This is a genomic window from Dietzia sp. SYD-A1 (genome assembly GCF_015356725.1).
GTDB lineage: Bacteria > Actinomycetota > Actinomycetes > Mycobacteriales > Mycobacteriaceae > Dietzia.
In genome coordinates this window covers 1-2979 of the sequence record NZ_JADDKI010000311.1, presented here as the reverse complement: position 1 = coordinate 2979, position 2979 = coordinate 1, and the positions used below count along the sequence as shown (strand labels likewise).

Sequence of the window (2979 nt, the reverse complement as noted above, 5' to 3'; positions counted from 1 at the left end):
CCACGATCTCGGCCCCGTCCGGCACTCCCGCGACGGCGTTCCGCAGCGCGCGGGTCACGCCGCGCAACTCGTCGGCGGCCGACTCGCCGGCCTCCACCGGGGCCACCTCCGCCAGGACCCGTTCGGCGACAGCGGTGAGCAGCGCCTGCTTGGACGGGAAGTGCCAGTACAGCGCGCTCGGCTGGACGTTCAGCCGGGTCGCGAGGGTGCGCATGGACATGCCGGGCAACCCCGCCTCGTGCAGGAGTCCGAGCGCGGTGTCGACGACGGCCGACTTGGTGAGTGCCACGACAGGTCACCCTATCGCCCCGCCCGCCGCTCCGACGCGCCTGCAACCTGAACGCTGTACAAGTCGGCGAATTCCCGCTACCTTAACGGCGTTCAATGAACGGCGTTCAGGAGGAACCATGGCCACCACGACCACCCGTTGGCACGAGCTCGCGGACCGCATTCTCGACGGCGGGGCGATCGACGCGACCGAGGCGCTCGCCGTGCTCGACTCATCGGACGCCGAGCTCATGGAGGTGGTCGCGGCCGCGTCCCGGCTGCGGTTCGAGCACTTCGGCAACAAGGTCAAGGTCAACTACCTGGTCAACCTCAAGAGCGGCCTGTGCCCGGAGGACTGCTTCTACTGCTCGCAGCGCCTCAACTCCACCGCCGGCATCCTGCGGTACACCTGGTTGAACACGGACGAGGCCGTCACCGCGGCCAAGGCGGGAATCGCCGCCGGGGCCTCGCGCGTGTGCCTGGTCGCCAGCGGCACAGGCCCGAGCAACCGCGAGGTCGGCAAGGTCTCCGACATCATCGAGGCCATCAAGTCCGACACCCCGGGCGTCGAGGTGTGCGCCTGCCTCGGCGCGCTCAAGGACGGCCAGGCCGAGAAGCTCTGTGCGAGCGGCGCCGACGCCTACAACCACAACCTCAACACGGCGGAGAGCCACTACGAGGAGATCTGCACGACCCACACCTACGCCGACCGCGAGCACACCGTGAGCCAGGCGCACGGCGCGGGCCTGTCGGCGTGCTCGGGCTTCATCGCCGGCATGGGCGAGACCCGCGAGCAGCTGGTCGAGCTGGCCTTCGACCTGCGCGCCAAGGGCGTCGACTCAATCCCGGTGAACTTCCTGCTGCCCTTCGACGGCACCCCCCTCGAGGGCGTGGACACGCTCAACCCGCGCGACTGCCTGCGCATCCTCGCGATGGTGCGGTTCGTCGCCCCCGACACCGAGATCCGGATGGCCGCCGGCCGCGAGCGCCACCTCGGCTACCTCCAGGGCATGGGCCTCTACGTGGCCAACTCGCTGTTCCTCGGCGACTACCTCACCTCCGAGGGCCAGCCCGGCGGTGAGGACCTGCAGATGATCGCCGACGCCGGCCTCGAGGTGCTGCAGAGGGAGGATGCCGCCGGGGCGGGCGAGGTCACCCACGCCGCCGCCCCTGTCACGGCTCCCGCCGCGCCGGCCACGCAGGAGAAGAAGGTGGCCATCCGCACGCGCGGTGCCGGCACCAGCGAGCCCGCGAACGCCTGACATGTCCGCCCCGCTGCGCCTCACCTCGTCCTCCGCTCCGAACCCCGCCACGCTCCTGGCCGCGGACGCCGAGCACGTGTGGCACCCGTACGGCGGGTTCCCGGCGTCCACGCAGCCGCTGCCGGTGGCGTCCGCGTCAGGGGTGCGGCTGCGTCTGGCGGACGGCCGCGAGCTGATCGACGGCATGAGCTCGTGGTGGGCGGCCATCCACGGTTATCGCCACCCGCACCTCGACGCCGCCGCGCACCGGCAGGTCGACACGATGAGCCACGTGATGTTCGGCGGCCTCACCCACGCGCCGGCGGTGGAGCTGTCGACCCGGTTGGCGCGGATGGCGCCGGAAGAGCTCAACAAGGTGTTCCTGGCGGACTCGGGATCGGTCTCGGTGGAGGTGGCCGCCAAGATGGCCCTCCAGTACCAGCGCTCGATGGGCCGCCCCGAGCGCACCCGCCTGGCCACCTGGCGGGGCGGCTACCACGGCGACACCCTCGCCCCCATGAGTGTGTGTGATCCTCAAGGCGGCATGCACTCGATGTGGCGAGGCGTGGTGGCCGAGCAGGTGTTCGCGCCCGCGCCGCCGGCCCACTACGACGAGGCCTACGTCGCCGAGCTCGAGCGCACCGTTCGCGAGCACTCGGGGGAGCTGGCAGGGATCATCGTGGAACCAGTGGTCCAGGGCGCGGGCGGCATGCGCTTCCACCACCCCGACTACCTGCACGACCTGCGGCGCCTGGCCGACGAGACCGGCGCGCTGCTGATCTTCGACGAGATCGCCACCGGCTTCGGCCGCACCGGCGCGCTGTTCGCCGCCGACCACGCCGGGGTCGCGCCCGACATCATGTGCCTGGGCAAGGCGCTGACCGGCGGATACTTGACCCTGGCGGCGACGCTGACCACCGACCGGGTGGCCGAGGTGATCAGCGCCGGTGAAGCGGGTGGCCTGGCGCACGGGCCGACGTTCATGGGCAACCCGCTGGCGTGCGCGGTGGCGTGCGCGTCGCTGGACCTTGTGGAGTCCGGCGAGTGGCGCGAGCGCGTCCCGCGGATCGAGGCGCGCCTGCGCCGCGGCCTGGCGAAGGCGCTCGAGGTGCCCGGAGTGCTGGACGTTCGGGTGCTGGGGGCGATCGGCGTGGTGCAGCTCGACCGGCCTGTGGAGATGACGACGACGACAACGGCGATCACCTCCCACGGCGTGTGGCTGCGCCCCTTCCGGGATCTCATCTACACGATGCCGCCGTTGGTCTCTACGGATGAGGAGATCGATCAGATCTGTGCCGCGGCGGTTCAAGGGGCAGCAGTGGCGGGCGCGGCAGCAGCGGGGGCGGGCCGATGAGCGAGCAGCTGACCACCACCCGGGTGCCCGCGGAGGTCGCTCGGCCCGCATCTGATCGCTCCCCCGCCCTGGACTGGCTCGACGCCGCCGCCGAGGACCGGGCGGCCAGGCACGTGC

At 71.6% G+C, this 2979-nt stretch carries 3 protein-coding genes; 2 read left to right on the top strand and 1 reads right to left on the bottom strand.

Going from position 1 to position 2979, the window contains the following annotated elements:
- On the bottom strand, positions 1 to 289 hold a 289-nt coding region (locus IY392_RS12690), incomplete at its 3' end, for a TetR family transcriptional regulator (RefSeq protein WP_194861412.1).
- 118 nt (positions 290 to 407) lie between these two features.
- Here IY392_RS12690 and bioB point away from each other — a divergent pair.
- On the top strand, positions 408 to 1529 hold the full coding sequence (gene bioB / locus IY392_RS12685; RefSeq protein WP_182613422.1) for a biotin synthase BioB: 1122 nt from the start codon (positions 408 to 410) through the stop codon (positions 1527 to 1529).
- A gap of 1 nt (position 1530) precedes the next feature.
- The gene (locus IY392_RS12680; RefSeq protein WP_194861411.1) at positions 1531 to 2862 is read left to right on the top strand and encodes an adenosylmethionine--8-amino-7-oxononanoate transaminase; all 1332 of its coding nucleotides are present in this window, start codon (positions 1531 to 1533) and stop codon (positions 2860 to 2862) included.
- The last annotated feature ends 117 nt before the right edge of the window (positions 2863 to 2979 follow it).

Coding starts and splice junctions, on each gene's coding strand:
- bioB (WP_182613422.1), top strand. CDS start 408: ATGGCCACCACGACCACCCGTTGGCACGAGCTCGCGGACCGCATTCTC.
- IY392_RS12680 (WP_194861411.1), top strand. CDS start 1,531: ATGTCCGCCCCGCTGCGCCTCACCTCGTCCTCCGCTCCGAACCCCGCC.